We start from the raw sequence: 22,433 nt of genomic DNA, 5'->3' as shown, positions 1-22,433 counted from the left end.
CTGATCTAAATTTTGCGCCGGAAAAATGGCTTAGTTTAAGGCGTAAGTTGATGTAAATGGTTGTTCCCTATACGAAACTTACAACGAAAAAAAAAGTTGTTTTAACAAGTAAAATGGATCAGTTACTTACTATGATTGGTATTAAGGAGAGCAAATGCAATTGAGGCTATGGAAAAGTTATTCACGTCACTTTAGTTTATTATCCTTGCTCTACTTTATTGCAGCTTGTAGCTCTTCTCCTGAAAAACCAACATCACAACAAACCGTGTCAGCGCAACCGGCAAGTATTCAACTCCCTGTGCAAACTTCAGCTAAACAACAACCTAATATGCAACCCGACGATTTACTGTATGCGATTCTGCGCAGTGAGTACACTTATTGGGTGGGTAGTCCTTATCGATTAGGCGGTAACACCTTACGCGGCATTGATTGTTCTAGTTTAGTGCAGCAAGTGTTTAAGAATAGCTTTAATATTCCTTTGCCTCGTACCACGGAATATCAAGCTAAAAAAGGTTATTCAATTAAGAGAAGCCAATTAAAAGTCGGTGATTTAGTCTTCTTTAAAACCAGCCGAACAACTCGCCATGTTGGAATTTATATGGGAAACAATGAGTTTTTTCATGTTTCTACCAGTAAGGGGACAAAAATATCTTCACTTTCTAATCCTTACTGGCGTAAACATTACTGGCAGTCTCGCCGAATTATTTAACAGAACCGCTAGTTAATCTGGTCTATTCAATTTAAATGGTGCTGTGATAGACGCATATTCTCCGCCGCCTAAACGAGCGAGTGGATTGATTTTATCTGCTGCAATATCGATACGATCTGCCTGTGTTTGATTAATCACTTTGTCGTTAACGTAAAGATGTTTTACTTCAACAAAAATCAGTGTTTGTGGCGCATCACCAATCTCTTTGATTTCATATAATTCACAGGCATAAGCAATATCACATTGGCTGAGTCGCGGTAACGAAAATTCAGCAAAGTCAGTGGTGGTTAAAGAAGTGTTATTTAGCTCAGATTCACCATGCGCTAAGGTGGCGGCCGTTTGAGTCACCAATTCAGCTTGTTGGTCGGAAGCTATATGAATCACCATCTTTTTATTTTTTAACACATTAACCAGAGTGTCTTTAGGGTCACCATTAGGCTTTTTGCCTACAGAAAGCATTAATAAAGCTGGGGCACTTGATACCGCGGTAAAGTATGAAAATGGCGCTAAATTAAAGCTGCTCGGTGAGCCATCTGATTCGGTGAGTACCCAAGCGATAGGGCGTGGTATCACGGTTTGAGTCATTAAATGGTAACGTTCTGATGCGCTGTGTTCTGAAAAGTTAAGTTGCATGTCATTCCCTGATTGAACAAGTTTAATTGGCAATATGCTTGGAATTGCCTAGAGAAAATATAGCTTACAGTAAAATAGTCAGTTATTTAAAACTGCAAAATAGCAGCCTTTATTAGTGTGATTGCTATAAAGTGTTAATATTACGCTATATTTAGTGACTGTAATTTACATTTAGCATATTAATAGGGTGTGGCGTTGGCTAATTTAAAAAAGAATATTAAAGATGAGCAAACTATTGTTAATTTATTAAGCAAAATGCCTAAGCCGGTTGCTGATAGCTTTAATGAAGAGCAGTTGACTCACTTATTTACTATTTTAAGCTCTCGTAGTTGGGCTAAACATAGCATTGATTTACGCGGCACTTTTAAAATTCCACTTTATCAACGACGTTTTTATTATGTATTTTTGGCAGGTAAAAACTTTCGGAAATTATCAAGACAAGAGCAGAATTTATCACTGATCAGCAAAGCGATCATGTTCACTATGTTATTGATATTTTGTACTCTAGTGGGTTTATTAGTGGTTTATTTAATAAAGTCAGCCTTAGGTATTAACCTTATTCCTAACTTTTCATTTGGTATTTGGGGATGGTTCAAAGGACTGTGGGTTTAGCGCTTATTAAAGACTGTTTCTAAACATCGCTAATCGATAGCAAGCGATGTTTAGTTAACTTTACTGCTTATTCGGCATACCAGTAACCTAGGTTCACTAACTTAGTGAACAAAGTGAGTGCCGCTTCTTCATCTTTAAAGATAGTCAGTAATTCGCTGGCTGCTTCATCTTGGTCACATAAGCAATGTGCTAGTTCTGTAAATCCAGAGAAGTCATACTCTTCACCATTGATAAACACTAACTTGGGTGTTTGCTCAAAATAAACTGCACGTAATCCGCCTAAACGAGTGAATTGCGCACCGTCTTCTAAAAACTCAAGGATCTCTTTGTTTTCTAGTGGGTACTCAGGTGCAGCGATATCAAGGTCATGTTTTGCTTCACTGATCATACGTCCAAACCAAGGAATAAGCTGTTCTGGTGTTTTACAGTTAGCGAGCATCACTTGATGTAACTTGTTTAATTCAGTGTCTTCGATACAACCTGGTTTCTCACGCACTTGCATTGGAATATCAGTGTAACGTAATGCATTGTCATGGTTATCGATGTTGTAATCGGTAAAGCTACTCAGTAGGTCGTTTTGATCCGGCGCTCGGAAGCCAACGCTGTAGTTTAAAGAGGGTTCAATAGCATAGCCTTCATGCGGGCAACCACTTGGAATATATAGAATATCACCTGGTTCCATCTCTACATCAATGGCCGCGTTAAATTCACCACAGTGCTTTAGTGCACCATGTGCGGCAAATTCCGGTAATGTTTGACGTGCACCCACACGCCAGTGACGCTTACCTTCACCTTGAATGATAAACACGTCGTAGTTATCAATATGAGGACCAACGCCACCTTTAGGAGTAGAGTAACTGATCATTAGGTCATCTATACGCCAGTTAGGTAGAAAGCGGAAAGGGCGGACTAGTTGTTGTGCATCAGGGTGCCAATGGTCAACGGCTTGAACTAGTAAAGTCGCGCCATCTTTTTCTAGGCGTTCAAAGCTTTTAAATGGACCACATTCAGCGTGCCATTGGTCATCTTCTTGATAAACTAAGCGACTTTCTAGGTCTTCTTCCATCGCTAAGCCAGCTAGTTCATCAGGAGCAATTGGATCTTGAAAGTCGATAAAACCTTGTTTGAGCAAAGCGGGTTTCTTTTGCCAGTAAGTATCTAAAAACTGGTTAATTTCAAAATTAAGTTCAAACATGTTGTCGCGCCTTTCAATGTAAAATAATTCGGAGTGTAACAGGTCGTTTATACGCAGGGTAGCGATACCGCTATGCAGTTAGATAATCACCTTTAAAATGCTATTTTTATGTTAGGGTGAAGCATCATTAAATTCATATTAGTTCATTTTCAGGGAAGTATAATGCAAAGGTCTGTTCAATTTGAAAAAGTCACTGGTTTGCTAGCAGGGTTAATGGTGGTGATGATCTGGTCTGGTTGGATCATTATTTCTAAATGGGGGTTATCGCACTCTTTAACCGTGTGGGATGTAACGGGTGTACGATTTTTAACAGCGGCGGCGATTATTGTTGTTTATGCTTTAGTGAGTAGAACGTCACTTAAATCGATTTTCACCTTACCTATTATTATTTGTAGCCTATGTTGTGGTGCTTTATATGTTTGCGCGAGTTTGATTGGTTTATTAATTTCAGATGCCGCGAATACTGGTGTGATTATTAATGGCACTATGCCGATAATGTGCGCATTGATCTTATATGTCTGGAAAAAAGGGCGTTTAGGGCGTACTCAGTACTTAGGTATTTCACTGATTTTGGTGGCTAATAGTTTACTCTTTACAAGCAGTGGTGGGGCAAGTTTAAGTGCTTTGTTATGGTTGTTATTAGCGGCTTTCTTTATCGCTTTTTATTCTGTTTCAATGAAGATATGGCAGATCCACATTAAGACGATTATGCTTGCTGTGCCTATTATTAATGCGTTATTTTTTACGCCAATTTGGTTTTTTCTACCTAGTCACCTAAGTATTGCACCAATTTCTGAAATGGTTTTGCAAGGTGTATATCAAGGCATAATTGTTAGTGTGTTAGCGTTATTTTGTATGAGTTACTGCATCAGTAGGTTAGGTGCAGTGTCAGCATCAGCAATTATGGCGTTAGTGCCTGTAGTCTCGGTATTGTTAGCGATATGGATTTTAGACCAAACTTTAACTTTCCAGATGGCCGTTGCCATTGTTGTCTGCTCTGTGGGATTAGCTTGTTATAGTAGTTTACAACCATTTTTAGATTGGTTATTTAGCGTTAAGAAAAATGATGCTAACGTAGTTGCAGAGAAATAATACCGATGACATTAAGTGTGTTTAGTATAATAAAGAAGGCAACCCGAAGGTTGCCTCTTATTAATTAAACTTAATGAGCGTATTAAGCCATTTTCTCTACAAGTTCAACAGCTTGACCAATGTAAGAAGCTGGTGTCATTGCTTTTAGTTCAACTTTAACTGCTTCTGGTAGCTCTAGTGTATCGATAAACTCGCTCATGCCAGGGCCATCTACACGTTTACCACGTGTTAGCTCTTTTAGTTTCTCGTATGGTTTTTCGATTGCGTAGCGACGCATTACCGTTTGGATTGGCTCAGCTAATACTTCCCAGTTTGCATCTAGGTCTTTTAACATGTTTTCTTCATTTGCTTCAAGCTTGCTGATACCTTTTAGGCTTGCTTCATATGCGATCACAGAGTAACCGATAGCAACACCTAGGTTACGTAATACCGTTGAATCCGTAAGGTCACGCTGCCAGCGAGAAACAGGTAGTTTTGCTGCTAGGTGATCGAAGATAGCGTTCGCTAAACCTAAGTTACCTTCAGAGTTTTCGAAGTCAATTGGGTTAACTTTATGTGGCATTGTTGAAGAGCCAATTTCACCAGCAATGGTTTTTTGCTTAAAGTGACCTAGGCAGATGTAACCCCAAACGTCACGGTCAAAGTCTAAAAGGATAGTATTGAAACGTGCAATTGCATCAAATAGCTCTGCAATGTAGTCATGTGGTTCAATTTGCGTTGTGAACGGGTTAAATGTAACACCTAAGCTAGTTACAAATTCTTCCGCAAAACCCTGCCAGTTAACTTCTGGGTAGGCACTTAGGTGAGCATTGTAGTTACCTACAGCACCGTTAGTTTTACCTAGTTGTTCAGTCGCTTCAATTTGTTTAACTTGACGTTGTAGACGTGCTACCACGTTTGCCATCTCTTTACCTAGTGTAGTAGGTGAAGCTGGCTGACCATGTGTACGAGACATCATAGGCATTGCTTTGTATTCAATCGCTTTCTCTTTAATCGCATCAACAACACGATTACAGTAAGGCAAAATCACGTCGTTTTTAGCCGTTGATAACATTAGCGCGTGAGATAAGTTATTAATATCTTCTGAAGTACAAGCAAAGTGAATAAATTCAGATACTGCATCAAGCTCTGCAACGTCAGCTACTTTCTCTTTTAAGAAGTATTCAACCGCTTTAACATCATGGTTAGTGGTTGCTTCAATATCTTTAACACGTTGTGCATCAGCTTCACCGAAGTTAGCTACGATAGCATCAAGGTGTGCATTTGCTTCAGCAGAGAAAGCAGGAACTTCTGCGATACCGTCTGTTTGAGCTAGTTTTTGTAACCAACGTACTTCTACTTGTACGCGGAATTTGATTAGACCAAACTCACTAAAAATATCGCGCAAAATTGCAGTTTTGCTACCGTAACGGCCGTCAACTGGTGATACAGCTGTTAGTCCTGAAAGTTCCATTTGTTGCTCCTAATGATGTGTAGGTTGTTTAAATAGTTTCTTTATTCCCTTACTTGGGAAAGAGTGATACGAATATTATGTTCTTAGTAAATTTTGTTTGGTTTGTTGCACTATCGCTTTGCGAGATAACAATAATTGACGACGTTTACCACCAATTTGACGCCATAGTACAGCAGCACGCACACCGGCTAATAATAATGCGCGAATTTTATGTTGTGTTTGTGACTGTTGCAAGTAAGTAGGGTTGCCATTCACTTGAATTTTTGGGCCTAAGTTACTAATTAAATCTTTATAGATAGAATCTAGGTTACTTAATACACTGCTATCATCGATTTCAAAGTGCGCTAATTGACGATTCACTTGATTAATACGCTCACCGAGTAGATTTAATGTACCTGAGTTGGCAGATAATTTACGCTCTAAGGCCATTAAACCTGCAACGTATTTAGTGACTTGCATATTACGTGCACCATCAACATTATCTAGTTGTGCAATAACTGTTTTGTAACCCAATTTAAGTGACTCATGCCCGCCTAAGATATCTAAAGGCGCTGCACTATCGGTACGCACGATTGAACGTAAAGAGGCATTAAAGGCAACTGCATCGGGACAGATACCCTTAGTCGCAATTTTATCGACTAAGTAAGCGGCTTGGCACATTGCAGCAAAGGCAATGCTACGAGATTCTAAGGTATGGAATGACATGATCAGTTCACTTCTTTTTATAAATGAATTTTGAGGTAGATGAGTCATCTACCTCTAAGCCTTATTGCTTTATACAGGTTATATTTGGGCTAATGGCTACTTTTGCAAGTGCTGGTCAATAATTGCACCACCAAGACAAACCTCATCAAGGTAAAATACTGCTGATTGTCCAGGCGTGACTGCCGCTTGTGGCTGGTCGAAAATAACTTCTAAGGTGTCATCGTCAATTGGGTTAACGGTACAAGGGATATCCGTTTGGCGGTAACGTGTTTTGACTGTGCATTTAAAGCTTTCTTTCTTCGGTGTTCTATCTACCCAATCACATTTTTTAGCGATTAAACCATAAGAGAATAGAGCAGGGTGGTCCGCGCCTTGAGCCACTAATAAACGGTTGTTCTCCATGTCTTTACCTACTACATACCATGGATTCTCATTTGAGTTTTGTAATCCACCTATGCCTAAACCTTTACGTTGGCCTAGCGTGTGATACATCAAACCTTGGTGTTGACCAATCACTTCATTTTCAGGTGTTACGATATCGCCTGGCTGTGCTGGTAAGTAAGTTTGTAGGAAATCAGTGAATTTACGTTCACCAATAAAACAGATACCTGTGCTGTCTTTTTTATTGTGTGTCACTAGATCTTGCTCTTCTGCGATACGGCGTACTTCTGGTTTTTCTAGTTCACCCACAGGGAATAAAGTTTTAGCAATTTGCTCGCCGCCTACTGCATATAAGAAGTAGCTTTGATCTTTGTTTGTATCTAAGCCACGCAGTAATTGTGCTTTACCATCGATTTCACGACGACGGCAGTAGTGGCCTGTTGCGATATAATCTGCGCCTAAGTCTTCGGCAGCAAACTCTAAAAAGGCTTTAAACTTAATCTCTTTATTACACATGATATCTGGATTTGGGGTACGACCCGCTTTGTATTCTTCTAAAAAGTGCTCGAATACATTATCCCAATACTCTGCTGCAAAATTAATGGTATGAAGTTTGATGCCTAATTTATCACAAACAGCTTTTGCGTCTTGAAGGTCTTCAGCAGCAGAACAATACTCAGCTGTATCATCCTCCTCCCAGTTTTTCATGAATAAGCCTTCAACTTGATAGCCTTGCTGCTGTAACAGGTACGCAGATACTGAGGAATCAACACCACCGGAAATTCCGACGATCACTTTAGTTTGGCTATTGTCTTTCATAAAATACTCTCCAACGAATTCAGGCGCAGATTTTAGCAGAATTTAGCGTCAATTAAACTAATAATGTGAGCAAGATCTATCATAGGGCTTGGTGTTTGTTTTGTTGGTTTTTTGAACACATAAAGTCATTTTTTTGTACTTTGTGAATTCTTTGATGGAGTTAAAACTTTTAAAAACTCATTTGTATTACTTATGGGGTAATAGTCATACTTTTAACATTCTCTTAAAAATTAATGATTAGGACTGGTTAGACTGTTGAAATAATTAAGAAACCAATTGAGTACGACCTTAATTTATTAACCATTGGTTTCAAGTTTCAACAAGGACACCTAATGAATAAGCTTGGCTTTAAACATATTTTAATTGTTGTGATCATCAGTTTGCTGATTTTGGCACTGGGTATCACTTCTTTCATTTCTATTAATAAGTTATCAGAAACGACTAAAAATACTCTGGTTGATAAGATCACCAGCGCATCTCAATATGAAGCAAACAACATTAAGCAATACATTGCCTCATATTCTCAACCGGTCAGCCATTTAGCCGCATTATATAAAGCGAATAATTACCAAACTGATCATGAGAAGCATATGTTGTTTGCCAAAGAGGCGACTGGCGTCGCTAAGTTGACCTTAGGCTTTGATGATGGACGCTCTTATACCTCTCGCGCATCGGAATCCTTTCCAAATGGTGTTGGCATTCCATCTAAATATGACCCACGCACACGTTCTTGGTATCAGCTGGGTAAAAAAAGCGAGCAGCTGGCCTTGAGTGAGGTCTTTGCCACTAAACAGGGTGTTCTATTATTACTTGCAGTCCATGCCATAAAAGATGGGGTGATCGCATCTGATGTGCGTTTAACGCGTTTACAAACCTTAGTGGAAAGCGTGGATGTCGCTAAAGATTCAGTGGCGATTCTCGTAGACCAAAAAGGTATGGTATTAGCCTCAACGAGCGAGGTCGCTAAAGCGCAGGACCAAATCCAAACGATCCCTGAATTAAGTGATTTTTCAAGCGAGATGTTAAGTAGTGAGCGTGTTATAGCAGATAAAAGTTTAGCTGGGGAGCCAAGTTTATTGGTATCAACACGGGTTGAGCTAGAGGGCAGCGAACCTTGGTATTTAATGATTGCAGTAAAAGATAAAGTTGCTTTTGCCGCCGTATCTGAAGCGACATGGTCTTTATTAATGTGGGTTGTGTTAATAACATTACTATTTATTGTCGTATTTGTTTTTGTTCTGAATCGTATTTACCAACCAGTGATTGCCTTAAAAACATTAATCGCTAACTTATCTAGTGGTGACGGTGATTTAACACAGCGTTTGACGGTTAAATCACAGGATGATTTAGGGCAAATTGCTGGTGGAGTAAATCGCTTTATCGAAACCTTACAGTTGATGATGTTGGATGTTAAAAAAGTCAGTGGGCGATTATCAGAAGGAGTGGAAACACTGAAAAGTCATTCTGATATTAGTGCTGGTATTTTAGCACAGCATCAGCAAGAGACTGATCAAGTGGTGACGGCGGTGGAAGAGTTAAGTGTTACAGCTGAAATGGTGGCAGCTAACGCACAGGATACTGCGCAGTTTACCCAGGAAGCGAATAACTCAGGTGAAACCTCTAAAGATATTATTACAAATGCGCAAGTGAGCCTACAGCGCTTATCCAAAGAGGTAGAAAGTGCGACAGTAAATGTGGCGAATATGAGTCAGGAGACACAAGATATAGGATCTATATTAAGTGTGATTGGTGCGATCGCAGATCAAACTAATTTATTAGCATTGAATGCGGCTATTGAAGCTGCGCGTGCTGGTGAGCAAGGTAGAGGGTTTGCGGTAGTCGCAGATGAAGTTAGGGCGTTAGCTGCACGTACACAAACCAGTACCGGTGAAGTGGAGAATGCGTTAGAGAAGTTACGCCATGAATCAACAGCTGTAGTTAGTTCAATCGATAGTACTCGAGCAACGAGTCAGCAAACGGTATCAGAGGCTGCTAGTGTTGCAGAAAGTTTAGAAGTGATGAATGGTTTTGTTTCAAAAATTAATGACTTAAGTAATCAGATTGCTTCTTCCGCGCAGGAGCAAAATGCGGTGATTAGAGAGGTGAGTCAAAATATGGCGCGTATTCACTCAATTGTGCAAGAGTTAAGTACAACGGGGGCAGATGTGAATCAAGAAACTCATCATATTCACGAAGTTAATGAGCAGCTTAATCATATTGTTGGACGTTTTAAATTAGATAAATAATGACAAGTCCATATTACATTATAAACTTTACGACAAGAGCATTTCAGGTTTAGCCTGTTATGCTCTTGTTTTATATGTACTAGCTTAAAGGTTAATCTTCTTCAGCAAGTGGTGCAACACGCAGACTTGCTTCCTCTTCATCAAAGTACTCTTTTTCTAACAGTAATTGTTGCAGTTGTGGAACTGCAATTGCCTCACTATCAAGCTGTTTCAATAAGCGCTCTTCACATTGTTTTTTTATGGTCGCTGATGGCAGAGCTTGATATTCACGGCAGAAATAAAGTGGCGGTAGGCCAAAACAAAAAGCGGTTAATTGTGCGAGGTGCATTGCACCTAAAGGGGAGATTAATTGGGTTAACTGTTGTGCATTTTCATTTTGACTATCTGACATTCTATTCTGCTCTATTTAATATTTTGTAAGAAACTGTACATCAAAAAGTCATTTATGTCTTTGATATCCAAAATATGATACTTGTTCAGCGCTGTGTTTGTTGAAAACATAGCGCTGGTCAATGTTATTACTAATATAATAAAAGCAAGGTCACCTTTAAAGGCATTACATAGCTTTATCATATTGATTGTTTTTGATGAATATTATTCGCTGAATAATTACTTTTAGTTAAGGACACGGGTATTGTTGACTGAACTGGTTAAACTTTTGTTGTAAAAAGTCGATGACTATACGTAATTTCTTTCTTGGGTATTCTGTTTGTAAATAAACTAGTTGTAATGGCAAATCTTCACCGCGATAGTCTTTCAATAAAATAATGAGTCTGCCTTGTTCAACATCTTTAGCAATATCTATCCAGTTTTTATAGGCGATACCGTGGCCTGCAATCGCCCATTCCCTTAACAGAGCACCGTCATTGGTAGTTTTAACTGGCTCAATATTAAGATCTAATGCTTGGTTATCTTTTTGAAATTTCCAGATATGTTGTTTATTTTTGCCTAAATTCCAATTTAATAAACGATGTTGTTGTAACTCGGCAGGGCTGTTTGGTTGCCCATGCTGTTTAATATAGTCAGGAGAGGCAACCACATAACGCGGTGATGAAGCTAGGTATCTACGTTTTAATGGCGAGTCTGCTAAATGCCCATAACGTAATGCTATTTGTAAGTTTTGCTCTATTAAATCACTGTTGTGATCACTTAAATGCAGTGTCATGGTGACTGAAGGTGTTGCGGATAAAAACTCTTCTAGCCAGTGACTAACAATATTACGACCTAGATCGGATGGTACACTTAATCCTATATCACCGTTCACTTGGTCATTATTGTTATTCAACGTATTGCTGGCGATTTCCAATATTTGAATGGCGTCTTTACTGCTTTCAATAAACAACTTTCCCTCTTCGGTTAATTGCATATTACGCGTAGAGCGAATAAATATTTGGCAGTTTAGTCGCTGCTCTAAGCGTTTTAGTGCTGCGCTCGCTGCCGCTGGCGTTAAGTTTAACTCTCGGCTAGCTGCAGAAATACTGTTGAGGTCGGCAATTCTAATGGCTAGTTTAAGGTCATTTAAATGATACATATTCAAAAATAATTTTAAAGTTATTCAAATTTATCCATTATTATCAAATAAAATAATCAAGCGTACAATGTTTTTATAAACTAGCAGTTTATCTAGTTATAGCGATTACATTTTATAACTCAAAGCTCAATGAAAGGCATTATTATGAAACAAACAGTAAACGATATTCGCGAACAGGTTGTCAGTGATTTAGCAACACGTTACACAACGAAAAAATATGATCCAAGTAAAAAAGTATCAGCAGAGGATTTAGAGGTGTTGTATGAAAGTTTACGTCTTTCTCCTTCTTCAATTAACTCACAACCTTGGAAGTTTATTGTCTTAGAAAGTGATGCTGCAAAACAGAGAATGCATGATTCTTTTGCCAATAAGCATCAGTTTAATCAGCACCTTATTTTTGATAGCTCACACGTGATTTTGTTTGCACATAATCCTGCTTATACACGTGACGACTATGCAAAAGTGGTTGATAAAGGTATACAGGATAATCGCACAGCATTAGAAAATAGAGAAAAAGCCTTTGCTGGTTTCCACTTTGCTGAAAGTAATACCGATCAACAGGGGAACAATGCTGCTTGGACCAAAGCGCAAGTGTATATTGCTTTAGGTAATGCCATGCATACTTTAGCGCGTTTGAAAGTTGACTCAACGCCGATGGAAGGTATTGATCATGATTTGGTAGGCGAGATTTTTGCTGAAGAGTTAGGTGGTTTTGAGTGCCATGTGGCGTTGGTAATTGGTTATCATCATGAGTCTGAAGATTATAACTTTAGTTTGCCTAAAACACGTCTCGCATTATCAGATGTATTAACCGTGCTTTAATAAGTTACCTCTTTTTGAAAAATTTAGGCTGATTTAGTGAAGCGTAAACTTTAAAATTAAGAGCTTGCAGTGATATCATTTCAAGCTCCTACTTGCTTTTAGTCAACTTCTCCTTTTCCAGGACTAATAATAACTATCTCTTAATACTTAATTCCTCTGATTTTTAGTCTCGTTTGTTACAATTTCTCCACATTTTCTTCACAATCTTTGTGTTGTTTTACTTTATGATGGATCTAGTGTCATTTACGCCAATTAAGATCATTCTCTTAATTTTATTGGTGTTAGCTGTTATAAACATTATCTATGCGCTTTAACCTCACTTTGAAATAGAAGAAATAAAATGAAAAAATTTAACCCAGTTTTTATCTTAACGAGTTTTTTACTGAGTCTATTTAGCACCTTTGCTATTGCGGCAACTGCACCTGCTGTGCCTATTTATAGTGAAGTAGTTGGTGCCCATCAGGTATCAGAGTCTTTATCCTTAGTTGGTAAGTTACAGGCAAAAGAATATGTCAGTATTGAACCTGAAGTGGCTGCAAAGGTGACAAAAATTGCAGTAAAAGCTAACCAGAAAGTGAAGAAAGGGCAGTTACTGATTGAGCTAAATAGTGCTGGAGCTGGCGCATTATTAGCTGAAGCTAAAGCTTATTTAGCTAATGAGCAGCGTACGCTGAAAGATTATCAGCGTTTGATTGGTAAGCAAGCCATTACCCAAACAGAATTAGATAGCCAAGCTGCAGTGGTAACAATAGGTAAAGCGCGATTACTTGCTGCTCAAGTCTTTATTAATAACCACCGTATTACCGCTCCCTTTGATGGCACCATTGGCCTATTGGATTTTAGTGAAGGTAAAATGGTCGCGATTAGCGAAGCTTTATTAACCTTAGATAACCTCTCCGAAATGACATTAGATTTACCTGTTCCTGAACGTTACCTTTCTAAAATAACCGTCGGTATGGAAGTATCAGCTAAAACCAGAGCATGGGGGGATGAACAGTTTGTTGGTAAAATTGTAGCAATTGATTCTCGTATTAATCCAGACACTTTAAACCTGCGTGTTCGCTTACTCTTTGACAATAAAAATGAACATTTAAAACCTGGTATGTTGATGTCTGCTAATCTGGTTTTTGCTGCGGTTAATGAACCTATTGTTTCCGTGCAGTCACTGGAGTATTCAGGCACTAAACGTTTCGTTTATGTTGTAGGTGATGATAATAAAGTATCACGTCGCGAAGTGTTTTTGGGTGCTCGTATTAAAGACCAAGCAGTGATTGAATCAGGTTTAGATATTGGTGAGCGTATTGTGGTGCAAGGTTTGGTTAACATGCGAGACGGCTTAACCATTAAAGATTTAAGCACCGTCGAAGAGGCGGGTGAAACCACGGTTAATGTTAATTCATTACAGAAGGATAACAAATAATGTGGTTATCCGATGTGTCAGTCAAACGACCGGTAATGGCCATTGTATTGAGCCTATTACTGTGTGTGTTTGGGATTGTCTCCTTTGAAAAGCTAGCTGTACGTGAAATGCCCGATGTGGAAAGCCCGGTTGTCTCGGTGACCACTCGTTATGAAGGGGCAAGCGCTTCGATAATGGAAAGTCAGGTGACCTCCATAATTGAAGAGCAAGTGACTGGTATCAGTGGGATTGATGAGGTTGAGTCGGTTACACGTAATGGTATGTCACGTATTACCGTGACCTTTGATATCGGCTGGGACCTAACCGAAGGTGTGAGTGATATTCGTGATGCGGTCGCTAAGGCAGAGGGCGCTTTGCCTGAAGAAGCCGACGAACCGATTGTGTCAAAAGATAATGGATCTGGTGAACCTTCTTTATACATTAATCTTAGATCCTCAACCATGGATCGTACTCAACTAACGGATTATGCAGAGCGTGCACTTACCGATCGATTTAGCTTAATTAGCGGCGTGAGCTCAGTGAATGTTACCGGTGGTTTGTATAAGGTGATGTACGTTAAATTGTACCCTGATTTAATGGCAGGTCGCTCGGTCACCGTGAGTGATATATTGACGGCATTAGAATCTGAAAATGTCGAAAGTCCAGGGGGTGAAGTACGTAACGATACCACAGTGATGTCGGTACGGACCGCTCGTTTATATGCCCAACCGGAAGACTTTGATTATTTAGTAGTACGCAGAGCCAATGACGGCACACCCATCTATTTAAAAGATGTTGCAGAAGTAAATGTTGGTGCTGAAAACGAGAGTTCTGCTTTTAAAAATAATGGTATTGTTAATATCAGCTTAGGTGTTGTCACACAGACAGATGCTAACCCTTTAGAAGTTGCTGCAGCAGTACGTGCGGAAGTTGATAACATCCAACAATTCTTACCTGATAATACTGACTTAGAACTAAATTATGACTCTACAGTGTTCATTGAGCGTTCTATTGAGGAAGTTTATAACACCCTGTTGATCACCGGTGGTTTAGTGGTATTAGTGTTATATATCTTTATTGGTCAAGCGCGAGCAACCATTATTCCAGCAATCACCGTACCTGTTTCTCTGATTTCTGCTTTCATTGCTGCTTATTATTTTGGTTTTTCAATTAACCTGATCACCTTAATGGCGCTTATTTTATCGATAGGCTTAGTGGTCGATGATGCGATTGTGGTGGTGGAGAATATATTTCACCATATTGAGCAAGGTGAAAAACCGTTAATGGCCGCTTATAAGGGAGCCAGGGAGGTTGGTTTTGCGGTAATAGCAACCACGTTAGTGTTAGTGATGGTATTCCTGCCTATCTCATTTATGGATGGCATGGTTGGATTACTGTTTACTGAGTTTTCTGTGTTATTGGCTATGTCGGTGATTTTCTCCTCGTTTATAGCATTAACCTTAACACCTGTGTTGGCGAGTAAAATGCTCAAAGAGCATCAACAACAAAATCGCTTTAATCGTTGGATCGATAAGCAGTTCTCTCGCTTAGAAGGTGTTTATCGTGGTGGGCTTAAACATGCTATTAAACTGCGCATAGCAGCACCTTTGGTGATTCTTGCTTGTATTGGTGGTAGTTATTTCTTAATGCAACAAGTGCCATCACAGCTTGCCCCGAAAGAAGACAGGGGCGTTATCTTTGCCTTTGTAAAAGCTGCGGAAGGTACCAGTTTTAATCGTATGTCTGCGAATATGGATTTAATCCAAGAACGTCTATTACCTTTATTAGGGAAAGGCGTGATTAGATCTTTTAGCACACAAGCGCCTGCTTTTGGTGGTAATGCCGGAGACCAAACAGGTTTTGTGATCATGGTATTGGAAGATTGGAATGAACGTACTGTTTCAGCTAATCAGGCTTTAGGTCTGGTTAAAAGAACCTTAGGTGATTTACCGGATATTCGTGTGCGTCCACTTTTACCTGGATTCCGAGGCGGTTCAAGTGACCAAGTGGAGTTTGTATTAGGAGGCTCTGACTACAGTGAATTAGGTAAGTATGCAGAGTTATTAAGACAACAAGCCGAAGCCGATGGCATGGTGGTGGGTAGTGATTTGGATTACTCAGAGAAAACACCTGAATTGTTGGTGTCTCTGGACAAAGAACGCGCTGCAGAGCTCGGTGTGAGCTTGGAAGATATCTCTGAAACCTTAGAAGTGATGTTGGGTGGTAAGAGTGAAACTACCTATGTAGAGCGCGGTGAAGAGTATGATGTATATTTACGTGGTGATGAAAATAGTTTTAATAATGTGAGCGACTTAAGTCAAATCTACATGCGTACTAAAGATGGTGAGCTGATCACTTTAGATACTTTAGCAGACATTGAAGAGGTGGCCTCTGCGAGCCGTTTATCTCACTTTAATAAACAAAAATCTATCACATTAGGTGGTAGCGCTGGTGAAGGTAAATCATTAGGAGAAGTGTTAGATTATTTAGACGCTAAAGCGATTGAATTATTGCCTAGTGATATTACTTTTTCATACACGGGGGAATCGCAGGAGTACCGTGAAAATAGCAGCAGCGTGTTAATTGTATTTGGCTTAGCCTTGTTGGTCGCTTATCTAGTATTAGCTGCGCAGTTTGAAAGCTTTATCAACCCGCTTGTGGTTATGTTTACTGTACCTATGGGGGTATTGGGTGGTTTCATTGGTATGGTATTAATGAATCAAGGGCTGAATATCTATAGTCAAATTGGCATGATCATGTTGATTGGTATGGTCACTAAAAACGGTATTTTGATTGTTGAGTTTGCTAACCAGCTACGTGACCGTGGCAAGAGTTTAGATACAGCAATTATTGATGCGGCTGCACGTCGACTTCGTCCGATCTTGATGACCGCATTTACTACCTTAGCGGGCTCTATCCCATTGATTTTATCTGTTGGTGCGGGCTCTGAAAGTCGTATTTCAGTAGGGACAGTTGTGTTCTTTGGGATGGCTTTTGCAACCGTGGTTACACTGTTTGTTATACCGGCTATGTACCGATTGATTTCAGGCAATACACATTCACCTGGCCACGTTGAAGCCTTGTTAAATGAAGAGCTACGTTTAAGTGAAGCGGCTTCAAAACAAGATAAACCAGAATAAGTTAGCAATGTAATAAAGGTAAAAAGCGAGGAGAGTAACAACTTCTCGCTTTTTTTATATCTACGAAGAAATTGTGCTTAAACTCCTTTATAAAATTTAGTACTCTCTGTGCCTTAATTAATAAAATAGGGTTTACCATGCTTAAGTTTATTTTAATTGTTGCGATTGTTATCGTGGCATTTTTTGTTTTTCAATCGATGACTTCAGGAAAAGATGCACCTGTAAACATCCAAAAAGGGCAAGGCTTCTTAGCTGAAAATGCAACGAAAGAAGGCGTTGTTAGTACGGATTCAGGTTTACAGTACTTAGTGTTAGAAAAAGGTGAAGGCACAGAGCACCCAACAGCTAAGAGTAAAGTAAAAGTTCACTACCACGGTACGTTAATTGATGGCACTGTGTTTGATAGCTCTGTAGAGCGTGGCGAGCCAATCTCTTTTGGATTAAACCAAGTTATTCCAGGTTGGACTGAAGGTGTTCAATTGATGGTAGAAGGTGATAAATTCCGTTTCTTTATCCCAAGCCGTCTTGCTTATGGTAACCGTAGTGCGGGTAAAATCCCGGCTGGATCATTATTGATTTTTGATGTTGAGTTATTAAAAATCAACCCATAATGTGTTGATAGCAGTACACCTTTATTTATTAAAAGTGTACTGCTGTTGTTTATTCGCAAGGTGGCGCCATGTGAATAACCGCCAATCCTCCCTGTGATGTCTCGCGATATTTCTTATTCATATCCTTCCCTGTTTGATACATAGTTGCGATCACTTTATCTAAGGATATAAGGGATTTACTGTTACGCTTTAACGCCATTCTTGAAGCATTAATCGCCTTCATTGCGCCCATTGCATTACGTTCAATACAAGGTATTTGTACTAAGCCGCCGATTGGATCACAGGTCATGCCTAAGGAGTGTTCCATGGCAATTTCAGCTGCAATACACACCTGTTCATTACTGCCACCTTGGATTGCGGTTAATCCTGCTGCGGCCATTGATGAAGAAACACCTATCTCACCTTGGCAACCCACTTCTGCACCAGAAATCGAGGCATTACGTTTATATAACATGCCAATGGCTGCTGATACGGCTAAAAAGTCTTTCAGTTGGGTGGTATCAATTTCACGTAGATATTTATTGTAATACATTAATACCGCAGGGATAACACCTGCAGCACCATTGGTGGGTGAGGTTACTACTTGTCCGCCTGCGGCATTTTCTTCACTCACTGCAAATGCGTATAAGTTAACCCAGTCCAAAACACTCATGGGGTCGTTATCTATACTTTCGTTGGCTTGTAAGGTTTTTAATAGGGCAGGGGCACGCCTAACAACTTGTAACCCTCCTTCTAAAATACCTTCACTGGTTAATCCTCGCTGTAAACAGAGGCTGATTACTTTCCAAATTTTTTCAGCTGTTGCATCTAAAGTCTCTTGGTCGGTGAAAGTTAGCTCATTTTGCAATACTAAAGCGCCGATGCTGAGCCCATTTTTATCTGCTTGTGCTAGTAAATCAGTAGCAGAGTTAAACGGGAAGGGAACTTCCTCTGTTGTGTTAGCTGTTGGGTTTAATAATTGTTGTTCAGTACTAATAAACCCACCACCCGTAGAGTAATAGGTTTGAGAATCGAGTAATGTTTCACCGTTATGAGCAAGAAAACGTAGCGCATTTTCATGTAAAGGTAAGCTCGTTTTATGAAACTCAATATTAATATTAGGATCGAATACAATAGGTGTGTGACTAAGGAATGTTAATGTTTTCTGTTCTGATGCTTGTTGTAATAGGACCTTTGCCGTGGATGCTTTAATTGTGTCTGGTTTATAACCACTTAATCCTAATATGATCGCTCTATCCGTATGATGACCTTTACCTGTCAGAGATAAAGAGCCATATAGTTGGACCGTAATAGAGGTGATTGATTTTGCTTGCTCTTGGTTCGCTGTGGCAAATAAATACGCCGCTAACATAGGTCCACTGGTATGTGAGCTAGAAGGGCCTATACCGATTTTATAGATATCAAAAATTGAAAGCATCTATTACTCCTATTAAAAATGTAGAGGCCAAGGCGGGGAAGTCTAAACCTCTAATTTGTATCACCCCATTAGGTGACTATCTGTTATTGGCAATCTAACTTATATTGCTGAGAGAAGTACCTACCAAGTGTGTTATCTGGTGTGACATCTGCTGCTAGCGCTAAAGTAAAAGCACGTTGAGCATCGGACACTTTAGGTTCAATTATCTCACCTGCACAAGCAGAGTTAAGTGCTGTGGAAATCTGTACATCACCTTTATTTAACCAAGACATATCAACAAAATAGGTTTGATCGTAAATGTAAAGTCTGAGGTTTTTTCCCGCAAAAGCAATAGGATTGGATAATGGAAGTTCAAAACTGAGTACTATCTTGTTTTTATCTTTAACCATTTGCGGGTGGATCGCACTTTTATACTTTACTGGTGTAGTGTCATTATATAAATAGGTGAAGTAATGCTCGTTATACATATTATCAATCACACCCACGGCGAGCTTTTGTAAGGTTTGTTGCAGGTGTTCAGGGCTAATATCCTCTCCCTGTAACATATAATTTGAGGTATCAGCATCAAATGTCCATGTCATATGCAGTGCAATAATATGTGTATCATCACTTTCGATGTAGGTGTTAGTGGCTACCCATGCATGAGGATGTGCCGATAATCGAGAAGGCAAGGTGGAGAGCAGTAAACAGGTAATTAGCAGTAGCCAATTACCTTTGATCAACTTTAAAAATCTAGGCATACAGCGATTAATTAATAACGTTTATGTTTTGAACTAGGCGTGATTTCCTGTTCAAACTCATCTGGAAACAGGATAATGCCATTAAGTTGGCTATCTGGGAAAATAACAATAGACAACTCATCTTCTTCTAACCCTGGAGTCCAGCGATCAAACCAGGTCGCTAAATCAATCGCTTTAGCGGTACAGTGTGACCATTCATCAGTTGCCCAATCTTCAGCAAATGCTTTATTTGGCCATACCGGCACACAATCTTCATCTTCAGTATTGAGCATGACACAACCATGTTCGTCAACTAATAGCCAAATCTCTTGTTGTTTTTGAATCTCTTTACATAAATATTGAAAACGTTGTTGAGCATCAAACTTTAAAATTTCTTTAATACGCTGTGGTGTTAAATCGCCCATATCTTATCCTGTTCAGTAAATTAGTTAATGACACGTTAGCTTAAAGTAAAAGTGATATTTTGCTAGTTTAGAATGCTCGAATATACACATTATCCGTTAACTTAATCATCATAATGTAGATCGTAAGTTGTTTGTTATATATTGTTTTTGAAGGTAAAAAGTACTCTGACAATGAGAGGAGTAATCAATAACTCATTGGCTATTAAATGTGTAAGAGTGAGTGATTCTCAAACATTAAGTGCGCAAGGTCACTCTTTCTCTTTAAATTGTAAATATTTACATAAAAAAAACATGGTTTTTATAGCCATATTTATATGCTTTATTTAATAACTATTGTATATTTTAGTTAAGTTTTATCAAAAAGAGTCGCTTATAGTTAAGTATCCACTTCTATTGCCGATAAATAATAATAACCTATTCGATACTAATACGAATTGAAAAACTTTACTTATTCATTAAGTTCTAAGGCCATTATGTTTCATAGTATTAAAGCTCAAATAATTACTATTTATTCTATTGTTATCTTCGCATTTGCTGCTTTGCTTTTATTTACGGTATACGTTAATGAAAAAGAGAGAATGCTGGATTTACAATTAGAAACCTCCACTAAAATATCGCAAATGCATGCCACTAAATTGAGCCAAGAGTTTGCGCAATATGTTGCTATGTTACAAGTGCTGAGTAGTGACTTTGAACCAGTACACAATGACCAAGAAACGATACATAGACTATTACAGCGTTTAATCTTTGTTGGCGGAGACAACTTTGTTAATGCCGTTTATATTGATCAGGCCTTGAATTTAACCGATGCTAATTATAATAGAATGAAGGCCGTTCATCCGTCACTGCTAACCGGTAAAGATTGGGACAATAAAGAGTTTAATATTACTAACCCTATTGATAGTAGCTTTGAAGGTAAGCCTGTTATTATGGTTTCAGTACCTATTCGTAATGAAAAAAATGAGTGGAGTGGTACGATTGCAGCCGCGGTTCCTATCGATATCTTACCTAAAAAACTATCTGAAATTAAATTAGTAAAAGAAAGTTACGCATGGTTAGTGGATACCGACGGTTTGGTTATTTCCCATCCTGTTGCTAGTTTTATTATGAAAAATAGAGCAACCACAGAGCCGAATCCGAACTACCCTGGATTTAATGAAATAGTGAAGCAGGCAAGTCTTAAAGATAATGGCTACGGCCGTTATATGGACGTTGCTTTAGATGAGTCTAAGATTGTGACTTATGCGAATATTCCTTACCTACCCGGCTGGACGCTTTATGTTACAACTGAAGAGTCTGAAATTTTCCAAGATATTTATGACATTCTATATAATGTATTAATTATTGCGGTTGTGTTGATGGTGGTCTTTTTAGTCTTTATTAGTCAGTTAGCTAATAAAGTGACTAAGCCAATTATCAAGCTAACACATGAAGTTAAATCGGTTGTTAATAGTAAAACAGATTATTTCCATGGTATTGATTCAAAAGATGAAATAGGGCAGCTCTCTAAAGCTTTTGACAGCAGTTTCAGAAAAATACGTACTCATACCATGCATCTTGAAAAAATGGTTAATCAGCGTACTCAAGAGATTGCCACTAAAAACTCTTTGCTCAGTGAGCAGAATGACCAACTCGAAGAGCTTGTTTCTAAAGATCCGCTTACTCACTTATATAACCGTAGAGCATTTAGTCGATTACTTGATAAAGAACTTGCGCGAGCAAGAAGACATAAATCCTCTGTAACACTTGCCATATTAGATATTGATCACTTTAAGCGAATCAATGATACCTATGGGCATAATGTAGGTGATGAAGTATTATGCCGCTTTGCTAATGAGTTAACCACTAATATGCGTGTGGAAGATTTGATTTGTCGTTGGGGTGGTGAGGAATTTGTTATTTTATTATGGGAAGCGACGGCAAGCTCTGCGTTTAGACATATGGACGAAATTCGAGAGAATATTGCTAATTTACATTTTGATACCGTTGATAAAGTCACTTTCAGTATTGGTATGGCTACTATGCGCCATAATGAAGAGTTCAAAGATTGGTTACATAGAGCCGATGATGCCCTTTATAAAGCCAAAGAGATGGGCCGTAATCGCACCATTATTGATAACAGTGAGCCACCGAAAGAAAGCTAACTTATACCACGTAAACTAACAGGAGAGTGCCATTAGAAGACTTCACTTCTTTTGGCTCTCCGACTCTAAAGCCATATCTTTAACCACAACTTTACCCTATCACCGCTCTTTTTCTAGAAAGATGAATCATCAGCTATAATACCAATCATAGTAAGTAACTGATCTATTTTACTTGTTAAAACAACTTATTTTTTCGTTGTAAGTTTCGCATAGGGAACAACCATTTACATCAACTTACGCCTCTAACTAAGCCATTTTTCCGGCGCAAAATTTAGATCAGTTATTTAATACAATTGGTATTAGCCACAAACTCACGGGAAACTATAATGATGAAACATTTAATTGTAGGGTTAACCGGCTTACTGGCTTTAGCAACGACC

General features: G+C 38.9%; 19 protein-coding genes. 9 read left to right on the top strand and 10 right to left on the bottom strand.

What is annotated here, in order from left to right; all coding sequences use genetic code 11:
• Positions 1–154: 154 nt before the first annotated feature.
• Positions 155–709, top strand: a complete 555-nt coding sequence (locus DS885_RS08425) for an NlpC/P60 family protein (protein ID WP_113818997.1) — start codon at positions 155–157, stop codon at positions 707–709.
• Between the two features lie 12 nt (positions 710–721).
• On the opposite strand, the gene DS885_RS08420 is transcribed toward DS885_RS08425, so the two are convergent.
• Positions 722–1,342 carry a flavin reductase family protein gene (locus DS885_RS08420; RefSeq protein ID WP_113818996.1) on the bottom strand — a complete coding sequence of 207 codons (621 nt, stop codon included), beginning with the start codon at positions 1,340–1,342 and terminating at the stop codon, positions 722–724.
• A gap of 195 nt (positions 1,343–1,537) precedes the next feature.
• Here DS885_RS08420 and DS885_RS08415 point away from each other — a divergent pair, with 195 nt between their 5' ends.
• Positions 1,538–1,954 (top strand): 3-phosphoshikimate 1-carboxyvinyltransferase, encoded by a 417-nt coding sequence (locus tag DS885_RS08415; protein WP_220149677.1) that lies wholly within the window; start codon positions 1,538–1,540, stop codon positions 1,952–1,954.
• Positions 1,955–2,021: 67 nt separating this feature from the next.
• On the opposite strand, the gene DS885_RS08410 is transcribed toward DS885_RS08415, so the two are convergent.
• Complete coding sequence (locus tag DS885_RS08410; protein WP_113818995.1) at positions 2,022–3,149, bottom strand: ribosomal protein uL16 3-hydroxylase; 1,128 nt, start codon at positions 3,147–3,149, stop codon at positions 2,022–2,024.
• A gap of 162 nt (positions 3,150–3,311) precedes the next feature.
• Here DS885_RS08410 and DS885_RS08405 point away from each other — a divergent pair, with 162 nt between their 5' ends.
• Entirely contained in the window at positions 3,312–4,241 is a 930-nt protein-coding gene (locus DS885_RS08405) for a DMT family transporter (protein ID WP_113818994.1), read from the top strand.
• An 82-nt stretch (positions 4,242–4,323) separates the two neighbouring features.
• On the opposite strand, the gene purB is transcribed toward DS885_RS08405, so the two are convergent.
• The 3 genes from purB to mnmA all read right to left on the bottom strand — a co-directional run bounded on the left by purB (position 4,324) and on the right by mnmA (position 7,638).
• Positions 4,324–5,694, bottom strand: coding sequence for an adenylosuccinate lyase (gene purB / locus DS885_RS08400; RefSeq protein WP_113818993.1), 1,371 nt, complete (start codon positions 5,692–5,694; stop codon positions 4,324–4,326).
• Between the two features lie 75 nt (positions 5,695–5,769).
• Positions 5,770–6,447: a high frequency lysogenization protein HflD gene (hflD, locus tag DS885_RS08395; RefSeq protein ID WP_309472384.1), complete on the bottom strand. Its 678-nt coding sequence runs from the start codon at positions 6,445–6,447 to the stop codon at positions 5,770–5,772.
• Between the two features lie 48 nt (positions 6,448–6,495).
• Positions 6,496–7,638, bottom strand: coding sequence for a tRNA 2-thiouridine(34) synthase MnmA (gene mnmA, locus DS885_RS08390; protein ID WP_258546874.1), 1,143 nt, complete (start codon positions 7,636–7,638; stop codon positions 6,496–6,498).
• A 293-nt stretch (positions 7,639–7,931) separates the two neighbouring features.
• Between mnmA and DS885_RS08385 the strand changes: the two genes are divergently transcribed.
• Positions 7,932–9,845 carry a methyl-accepting chemotaxis protein gene (locus DS885_RS08385; RefSeq protein ID WP_113818990.1) on the top strand — a complete coding sequence of 638 codons (1,914 nt, stop codon included), beginning with the start codon at positions 7,932–7,934 and terminating at the stop codon, positions 9,843–9,845.
• Positions 9,846–9,936: 91 nt separating this feature from the next.
• Here DS885_RS08385 and DS885_RS08380 read toward each other — a convergent pair whose 3' ends face one another.
• A complete protein-coding gene (locus tag DS885_RS08380) occupies positions 9,937–10,236 on the bottom strand; it encodes a hypothetical protein (protein WP_113818989.1) in 300 nt (99 codons plus the stop codon).
• 228 nt (positions 10,237–10,464) lie between these two features.
• Positions 10,465–11,376, bottom strand: a complete 912-nt coding sequence (locus DS885_RS08375) for a LysR family transcriptional regulator (protein ID WP_113818988.1) — start codon at positions 11,374–11,376, stop codon at positions 10,465–10,467.
• Positions 11,377–11,541: 165 nt separating this feature from the next.
• On the opposite strand from DS885_RS08375, the gene DS885_RS08370 reads away from it, so the two are divergent.
• From DS885_RS08370 to DS885_RS08355, 4 genes are all read left to right on the top strand, one after another.
• Positions 11,542–12,198, top strand: coding sequence for an NAD(P)H-dependent oxidoreductase (locus DS885_RS08370; protein WP_113818998.1), 657 nt, complete (start codon positions 11,542–11,544; stop codon positions 12,196–12,198).
• Between the two features lie 340 nt (positions 12,199–12,538).
• Positions 12,539–13,618: an efflux RND transporter periplasmic adaptor subunit gene (locus DS885_RS08365; protein ID WP_113818987.1), complete on the top strand. Its 1,080-nt coding sequence runs from the start codon at positions 12,539–12,541 to the stop codon at positions 13,616–13,618.
• On the top strand, positions 13,618–16,737 hold the full coding sequence (locus DS885_RS08360; protein WP_113818986.1) for a multidrug efflux RND transporter permease subunit: 3,120 nt from the start codon (positions 13,618–13,620) through the stop codon (positions 16,735–16,737). The genes DS885_RS08365 and DS885_RS08360 overlap by 1 nt, the downstream gene beginning before the upstream one ends.
• 137 nt (positions 16,738–16,874) lie before the next feature.
• Entirely contained in the window at positions 16,875–17,348 is a 474-nt protein-coding gene (locus tag DS885_RS08355; protein ID WP_113818985.1) for an FKBP-type peptidyl-prolyl cis-trans isomerase, read from the top strand.
• Between the two features lie 49 nt (positions 17,349–17,397).
• Here DS885_RS08355 and DS885_RS08350 read toward each other — a convergent pair whose 3' ends face one another.
• The 3 genes from DS885_RS08350 to DS885_RS08340 all read right to left on the bottom strand — a co-directional run bounded on the left by DS885_RS08350 (position 17,398) and on the right by DS885_RS08340 (position 19,909).
• Positions 17,398–18,765 carry an L-serine ammonia-lyase gene (locus tag DS885_RS08350; protein ID WP_113818984.1) on the bottom strand — a complete coding sequence of 456 codons (1,368 nt, stop codon included), beginning with the start codon at positions 18,763–18,765 and terminating at the stop codon, positions 17,398–17,400.
• An 83-nt stretch (positions 18,766–18,848) separates the two neighbouring features.
• Entirely contained in the window at positions 18,849–19,505 is a 657-nt protein-coding gene (locus tag DS885_RS08345) for a DUF1007 family protein (RefSeq protein ID WP_113818983.1), read from the bottom strand.
• An 11-nt stretch (positions 19,506–19,516) separates the two neighbouring features.
• Positions 19,517–19,909, bottom strand: a complete 393-nt coding sequence (locus DS885_RS08340) for a DUF2750 domain-containing protein (RefSeq protein WP_113818982.1) — start codon at positions 19,907–19,909, stop codon at positions 19,517–19,519.
• Between the two features lie 473 nt (positions 19,910–20,382).
• On the opposite strand from DS885_RS08340, the gene DS885_RS08335 reads away from it, so the two are divergent.
• Positions 20,383–22,053, top strand: coding sequence for a sensor domain-containing diguanylate cyclase (locus DS885_RS08335; RefSeq protein WP_113818981.1), 1,671 nt, complete (start codon positions 20,383–20,385; stop codon positions 22,051–22,053).
• Positions 22,054–22,433 lie beyond the last annotated feature (380 nt).

Source organism: Psychromonas sp. B3M02 (genome assembly GCF_003318165.1).
Classification (GTDB): Bacteria; Pseudomonadota; Gammaproteobacteria; order Enterobacterales; family Psychromonadaceae; genus Psychromonas.
The sequence above is the reverse complement of the archived record's forward strand: the minus strand, read 5'-3'. Positions and strand labels throughout refer to the sequence as shown.